The sequence below is a fragment of the Streptomyces capoamus genome, from assembly GCF_014654935.1.
GTDB lineage: Bacteria > Actinomycetota > Actinomycetes > Streptomycetales > Streptomycetaceae > Streptomyces > Streptomyces capoamus.
This window is the reverse complement of sequence record NZ_BNBF01000016.1, coordinates 1-7289: the sequence shown is the minus strand read 5'-3', so window position 1 is coordinate 7289 and position 7289 is coordinate 1. Positions and strand designations below refer to the sequence as shown.

6 protein-coding genes are annotated in these 7289 nt (G+C 73.0%); 4 read left to right on the top strand and 2 right to left on the bottom strand.

Annotated elements, in window-relative coordinates; all coding sequences use genetic code 11:
- The coding region (locus IE312_RS23685; RefSeq protein WP_229900353.1) for a glycoside hydrolase family 5 protein at nucleotides 1-1653 on the top strand (1653 nt) is incomplete at its 5' end.
- Between the two features lie 35 nt (nucleotides 1654-1688).
- Here the strand turns inward: IE312_RS23685 and IE312_RS23680 are convergent.
- Nucleotides 1689-2942: a YncE family protein gene (locus IE312_RS23680; protein WP_189984350.1), complete on the bottom strand. Its 1254-nt coding sequence runs from the start codon at nucleotides 2940-2942 to the stop codon at nucleotides 1689-1691.
- A 161-nt stretch (nucleotides 2943-3103) separates the two neighbouring features.
- Here IE312_RS23680 and IE312_RS23675 point away from each other — a divergent pair, with 161 nt between their 5' ends.
- Together IE312_RS23675 and IE312_RS23670 are read left to right on the top strand one after the other, a co-directional pair.
- Nucleotides 3104-3766 carry a TetR/AcrR family transcriptional regulator gene (locus tag IE312_RS23675; protein ID WP_189984349.1) on the top strand — a complete coding sequence of 221 codons (663 nt, stop codon included), beginning with the start codon at nucleotides 3104-3106 and terminating at the stop codon, nucleotides 3764-3766.
- A gap of 114 nt (nucleotides 3767-3880) precedes the next feature.
- Nucleotides 3881-4906: an alcohol dehydrogenase catalytic domain-containing protein gene (locus tag IE312_RS23670; RefSeq protein WP_189984348.1), complete on the top strand. Its 1026-nt coding sequence runs from the start codon at nucleotides 3881-3883 to the stop codon at nucleotides 4904-4906.
- A 39-nt stretch (nucleotides 4907-4945) separates the two neighbouring features.
- On the opposite strand, the gene IE312_RS23665 is transcribed toward IE312_RS23670, so the two are convergent.
- Complete coding sequence (locus tag IE312_RS23665; RefSeq protein WP_229900352.1) at nucleotides 4946-5752, bottom strand: Rossmann-fold NAD(P)-binding domain-containing protein; 807 nt, start codon at nucleotides 5750-5752, stop codon at nucleotides 4946-4948.
- Nucleotides 5753-5907: 155 nt separating this feature from the next.
- Between IE312_RS23665 and IE312_RS23660 the strand changes: the two genes are divergently transcribed.
- A complete protein-coding gene (locus tag IE312_RS23660; RefSeq protein WP_189984347.1) occupies nucleotides 5908-6858 on the top strand; it encodes a GlxA family transcriptional regulator in 951 nt (316 codons plus the stop codon).
- The last annotated feature ends 431 nt before the right edge of the window (nucleotides 6859-7289 follow it).

Genomic DNA, 7289 nt, shown 5'->3' with positions numbered 1-7289 from the left:
CTGCCCTTCCCCTCGACCGCCGACGCCCGCAGGTCCGCGGCGGCGCTGCGCGCCCTCGGCGGCGGCAACGCGGTCCGCTTCCTGCTCTCCTGGGCGCACGCGGAACCGGTACGCGGCCAGGTGGACACCGCCTACCTGGCCGCCGCCACCGAGCAGATCCGCGCCTTCCTGGACGCGGGCATCCGGGTCTACCCCGACTTCCACCAGGACCTCTTCTCCCGGTACCTGTTCGGCACCGGCAGCTGGTACACCGGTGACGGTGCCCCGAAGTGGGCCGCCGAAGCCGCGAGTTACCCCCGGGAGTCCTGCGGCCTCTGCCTCTTCTGGGGCCAGAACATCACCCAGAACACGGCCGTGCAGAAGGCCCAGTACGACTTCTGGCACGACGCCCACGGCCTGCAGGACGCCTTCCTGGCCACCGCCCAGGCCACCATGGCCCACCTGCGCCGGAACCTGAGCGCGCAGGAGTTCGCGGAGATCGCCGGCTTCGACCCGTACAACGAGCCGTACGCGGGCGGCTACGACCCCGGGCAGACCTCCCGCGCCTGGGAACGCGACCTGCTCTGGCCCTTCTACACGCGGTTCCGGGCCCGCATGGACGCCGCCGGCTGGCAGGACAAGCCCGCCTTCGTCGAGCCGAACCTCTTCTGGAACGCCAACATCCCCGCCCAGAGGCAGGAGGGCGGCCTGCTCGACGCGGGCACGCTCGGCCCGGGCTACGCCTTCGACACCCACTTCTACGACCAGAAAGCCATCTCCGGCATCCTGATGTGGGGCAAGGCGGCCGACGGCCAGTACGCCGCCGACTTCGCCGCCGTCCGCGACCGGTCCGCGGCCGCCGGCACCGCGGCCCTGGTCGGCGAGTTCGGCCACCCCCTGGCCGGCGTGGTCGCCGACAAGGCGCCGACCGTCCTCAAGGCCATGTACCAGGCCCTCGACTCCCGCCTGCCCGGCGCCGGCTGGTGGACGGGACCGGCCGCCTCCGGTCCGGTGCTGTCGGGCACCCAGTGGCAGTGGGACCTCTACAACGGCCGCCACCACGAGCTGATGAACGGCAACCCCGGAAAGGTGCTCACCGGCGGGGACGCCTGGAACGACGAGGACCTGTCGGCGGTCCGGCTGGACGACTCCGGGAACCCCGTGCTGCGCCAGGACGCCCGCCTCCTGGACCGCCTCTACCCGGGCGCCACGGCCGGCACCGCCCTCGCCTTCACGTACGAGGACCGCTCGCGCGACGGCTCCACGACGCTGACCTGGAACCCGGTCCCCGCCTCCCTGCCGGACACGGCGGAACTGGTCGGCACGGGCCGGTACGGGCTGCTCGTGTGGCGCTCCGGCGACGGCACCGCGCCCACCGAGCTGCACCTGCCGGCGTCCTTCCCGCCCACCGCCACCACGGTCGTCTCCGACCTGGGCACGGTGTACGGCCCGCCCGTGTACACCTCCGCCACCCCGGTCGCCGTGGCCCCGGAGCCGGGCGGCACGGGCAGCCGCCGGCTGCTGCTCACCGACGCGGACTCCGGCGTCCTGCACTACGCCCTGGTCACCCAGGGCGCCACGGCCCCCTCGGCGGACCTGCTGGCCGGGGCGCGGGCCGAGCTGGCCGCGTGGGCGGCGGCGCGCTTCCCGGCGGCGGTGCGGCCTCCGGGGTGAGTGGGGGACCCCGGAGGCCGCGGACCGGCGGCGCGTCAGTTGCCGCCGGGGCCCGTCCAGTCGGCCTGCACATGGCCCAGCCTGACCCGCTGCGGGTGGTCGCCGACCGGGACCGACGTGACCTTGCGGCCGGTGGCGAAGTCGATCGCCGTCACCTGGTCGGCGCCGCTCTCGGAGACGATGCAGTCCTTGCCGTCCCCGCTGACCGTCGCCCAGTACGGTTTGGACGCCGTCACCAGCGGCCCCTCCTGCAGCGAGGCACGGTCGACGACGGTCGCATAGTCGTCCATGGTGCCCGCGACGCAGAGCTTGGTGCCCTCGGGATTCATCGAGATGCCGTGGTGGCGCGAGTCGTTGACCCAGGTCGTGCGGTCCTCGCTGGTCGCCGGGTTCTTCGGCAGGGTCTTCATCCGGGTGATCCTGTCGGTGGCGAGGTCGTACTCCAGGAAGCCGTTGAAGAACGACACCTGGAAGTACAGCGTCGACTGGTCGGGGGAGAACACGGCCGGGCGGACCGCGTCGGAGAAGTCCTTGAGCCCGAACGCGTCCAGCCGCTGCCGCATGTCGATGACCTTGACCTGCTTGTACGTCGTCGCGTCCACGACCGTGATGTGCCGGTCGCCCTTGGTCCAGTCCCAGCCGGGGGTGTCCAGGGCGGTGTTGACGTCTCCGATGGACATGTTCCAGATGTACTTGCCGTCCTTGGTGAAGACGTTCTCGTGCGGCTTGTCCCCGGTCGCGAAGGAACCGAGCTGTCTGCCGGTGCCGATGTCCAGGACGTGCACGGTGTTCGCGGTCGAGGCGGAGACCGCCACCCGGGTCCCGTCCGGGGACACCGCCATGTGATCGGCCCGGTATCCGGCGACCGGGAAACGCCAGTTGATCTTTCCGGTGGCCAGGTCGACGGAGACGACGTCCGCGAAGCTCGGCCGGGACACCACCACCGAACGGCCGTCGGGCGTCGAGTACATGTCGTCGGCGAACTGGTCGTGGCCCTCGCCGACGCTGTTGCGTATCGCCTGGAAGTAGATCCACTTGATCGGATCCGCGTTGATCTCCGCCATCCGCGCGTCCTTGTCGGGGACGACGTTGATCCGGCCGACCTTCGCGAAGTCGCCGGAGGAGCGGATGACGTCGGCGGTCCCGTCCCAGTTGTTGCCGACGAACAGCACCTCGCGCAGCCCGCCGGGGGCGGCGGAGGCCGCGGAGGCGGCGGTCGCGGGGCCGGCGGCGGTCAGGGCGAGGGCGGCGGCCACGGAGCACAGGTGCCTGGTTCTCGGGGCAGGCATGGCGGCTCTCTTTCCTCAGCAGAATCTGAAGGGGAATCTGAACACACGCGCATTCACAGTGAACTTACTGAAAAGTAAGGAGGAGGCGGCCTTCTCGACAAGATGTGTGCACGACAAGATTGGGGTGATCGGCCGGGAACGGCGGGGACGGAGGAGGACACGTGGGGGGCAGGCTCAGAGCGCCGACGGGTCGGTACGGCGGCCGGTCCGCCGAGGAACGGCAGGCCGAGCGCCGCCGTCGCTTCCTCGACGCGGCCCTGCGCCTGTTCGGCGACACCCCCGGATACCGGAGCACCACGGTCGCCGCGCTCAGCCAGGCCGCGGGCCTGTCCACACGCCAGTTCTACGAGGAGTTCCGCACCCTGGAGGACGTCCTCGCCGCGCTGCACCTGGAGGTCAACGGCTGGGCCGAACAGGCCGTCCTGGCCGCCCTCGCCACCGCGGACGGCCTGCCGCTGGCCGAGCGCGCCACCGTGCTCTTCCGCGCCTACGCCCGCGACGTCACCTGCGACCCGCGCCGCATCCGGATCGCGTTCGTGGAGATCATCGGGGTCAGCCCCCGCCTGGAGGAGCAGCGGCTCGCCCGCCGGGCCCGCTGGGTCGACCTGATCCGTGCCGAGGCGGACGCGGCCGTGGCCCGCGGCGAGGCGGCGCCGCGCGACTACCGCCTCGCGGCCACCGCCTTCATCGGCAGCGTCAACGGCCTGCTGCACGACTGGACCGCCGGCTGGGTGGACGCCACGCTGGACGAGGTGGTGGACGAGCTGGTCCGGCTGCTGCTGGGGATGCTCCGGCCGGAGGGCTGGCGGCCCGGCCGCCCCTGACCGGCCCGCCCAGGTCAACGGGGGTGCGCCCGGGTTCGGCGCGCGGGATCGGGCGGGAGCTGGTCTGCTGGTGCTGGGGACCGTCGTACCCGTACCCGTACGCGGGAGAGACCCATGAGTACCTATCGAGTTGCGCAGGTGACGGAGCCGGACGGCGCCTTCGAGCTGGTCGAGCGCGAGGTGCCGCGGCCGGGACCCGGCCAGGTGCGGATCGCCGTCGAGGCGTGCGGGATCTGCCACAGCGACGCCCTCTTCGTGAGCGGCGGGCTGCCCGGCGTGTCCTTCCCCGAGGTCCCCGGACATGAGATCGCCGGGCGCGTCGAGGAGCTGGGCGAGGGAGCGGCGGAACGCGGCCTGCAGCTCGGCGACCGGGTGGCCGTGGGCTGGTTCGGCGGCAGCTGCGGCCACTGCACGCCGTGCCGCGAGGGCGACTTCATCGTGTGCCGGAACCTGAAGGTGCCGGGCTGGGCCTACGACGGCGGCTTCGGCGAGCAGGTGATCGCACCCGTCGACGCGCTCGCCCGCATCCCCGAGGGGCTGGCCGCGAGCGACGCCGGACCGATGGCCTGCGCGGGCGTGACCACGTTCAACGGTCTGCGGCGCAGCTCCGCCCGGCCCGGGGACCTGGTCGCGGTGCTGGGGCTCGGCGGCCTCGGACACCTCGGGGTGCAGTACGCGGTCGCGATGGGCTTCGAGACCGTGGGGATCGCCCGGGGCGCCGAGAAGGCCGACTTCGCCAAGCAGCTCGGCGCCCACCACTACGTCGACAGCACCTCCGGCACCCCGGTCGCCGAGGCGCTGCAGTCCCTCGGCGGCGCCAGGGTCGTGCTGGCCACCGCCGGGAACTCCGAGGCGATCACGGCCACCGTGGACGGTCTGGCCCACCGCGGGGAGCTGGTGGTCATCGGCGCGGACACCGCGCCGCTCGGCATCAGCCCGGCCCAGCTGCTCATGACCGGCCGGGTGGTGCGCGGGCACCCGTCCGGCACCTCCCAGGACGTGGAGGACACCATGGCCTTCAGCGCCCTGCACGGCATCCGCCCGATGACCGAGCCGGTCCGGCTGGAGCAGGCCGGGGAGGCGTACGGCAAGATGCTCTCCGGTGCCGCCCGCTTCCGGATGGTGCTCACCATGGGCTGACCCGCCCGGGCGCACCGGCCGGCCCGGACGGACGGGGCGTCAGATCACCTCCGCCAGCACGTCGTCGACCGGGGTGGCGCCCACGCCGAGGATCTTCTCGGTGTCGGAGAAGTCGACGACGAACGGGTGGCCGGGCTTGGTCAGCACCTCGTGCAGCTCCGCCCAGAACGGCTCGGTGAATGCCAGCAGGGTCAGGTCGCGTTCGGTCATCTCCTCCACCCGCGGTCGCGGCGCACCCGCGAGGCCGGCGAGACGCCCGGCCAGTTCCCGCACCGACAGGGTCGCGGTGGGCACGTGCCAGGCACGGCCGTACGCCCGCTCGTCGCGGCTCGCGGCGACCAGCGTGCGCGCGGTGTCGCCGATCGCCGAGTAGCTGTGCGGCACGTCGAGTTCCTGCGGCACCAGGACCAGCCGGCCCTCCATGACCTGCCGCTGCACCATGAGGCTGAACACCGACACGGCGCCGGCGCCGTAGAACTGGGCGGCGCGCACCTCGGTGACCTTCACCCCCGAGGCGGCGGCCTCCTCCCAGATCCGTGCTCTGGTCCTGCCCTTGCGGCCGGTCGCCGTCAGGGGGAGGTCCGGCGTGAGCGGGCCGCCCACCGGCCCGTAGCCGTACAGGTTGCCCAGCATGACGTACGCGACCCCGGTCCGCCTCGCCGTGGCGAGGAGCGACGCCGACAGGGCCGGGAACTGCTCGGGCCAGAGGTGGTACGGCGGTGCGGCGGTGGTGAACAGCGTGTCCGCGCCCTCCGTCAGGCCGGTGAGCCGGTCGGTGTCGGTGGCGTCCGCGGCCACCTTGTCGATGAGCGGGTGATCGGGCCCGCCGCCCGTCCGGCTGATCATTCGCACCCGTTCACCGTCTCCGGCGAGAAGGAGAGCGGTTCTCGACGCGGCGGCCCCGCGCCCCACGATCACATGAGATGTCATGCCGACCACGGTGCCGGTCCGCGGCTCCATGGAATAGTGGCCACAATGCCATCCATCCGGAGGTTCTGGCCATGCAGGTTCCGGCCCCGCACCGCGTCGCCGCGGTCGTCGTGCCGCCCGTACTGAGCTTCGACGTCTCGATCCCGCTCATGGTGTTCCACAGCGTCGAGCACTACGAGGTGCGTGTGTGCACGGCGCGGCCCGGTCCGACGCCGACCGTCGGCGGCCCCGACATCGTGGTGCCGGACGGCCTGGACGCCGTGGCGGGGGCCGACACGGTGATCGCCGTCGGCAGCGGCGGCGAACAGGCTCCCGCCGAGGTGCTCGACGCGCTGCGGAAAGCCGCGGCCGGCGGCGCGCGCATCGCCTCGCTGTGCACGGGCGCGTTCGTACTGGCCCAGGCCGGCCTGCTGGACGGGCTGCGCGCCACCACCCACTGGGGACTGGCCGACGCCCTCGCCACCCGCTACCCGTCCGTCGACGTCCAGCCCGACCCCCTCTTCGTCGAGGACGGCGGCGTCTTCACCTCGGCGGGGGCCGCGGCCGCCATCGACCTGTGCCTGCATCTGGTCAGGCTCGACTACGGCGCCTCGGCCGCGAACGCGGCGGCGCGGCTCGCGGTCGTCCCTCCCGTACGGCCGGGCGGCCAGTCCCAGTTCATCGAGACCCCGCTGCCGCCGGAGCGCGGCACCTCACTCGCCCCCACCCGCGTCTGGGCGCTCGAACACCTCGACCGCCCGCTCACCCTGGCCGACCTGGCCCGGCACGCCACGACGAGCGTGCGCACCCTCACCCGGCGTTTCCACGCGGAGACGGGGCTGAGCCCGCTCCAGTGGCTGCTGCACCAGCGCGTCGACCGGGCGAGGGAACTCCTGGAGACCACCGGGCTGCCCATGGACCAGGTGGCCGCACAAAGCGGTCTGGGCAGCGCCGATTCCCTGCGCAAGCACCTGGTCGACCGGGTCGGCCTCACCCCCACGGCCTATCGCGCCGCCTTCGACCGCTCGTCCTCCGGCGCCTGACGCCACCAGGACCACCGCCGCCAGCAGCGCACAGCCCAGCACACAGCAGGCCAGCAGCCGCATGCGCAGCGCCCGGTACCGCGCCTCGTACGCCAGGCGCAGCTCCTCGGCGCGTTCGGCCGTGCGGCGCCACGAGAGCCCGGCCAGCGCAAGGTACTCCGCCTCGAACTGCTCCTCGATGTGGTGTCGTTGGCTGTCGGTGAGCCCGCCGAGGCGGGAGCTGAGCCGCGCCGCGGCGCTACGGCCCTCCTCCCGAGCCGCGGCCAGCAGCAGATGCCCCTCGATCTGTCTCACCAGCTCCCGCTCGTCGCGAGCCGTCACGGCGCGGTCAACTCCCGTTCCCGTACGTCCGGATGGTGCAGGTCGAACGCCGGGGACTCGCTGCGGATCCGCGGCAGGGTCACGAAGTTGTGCCGCGGCGGCGGGCAGGA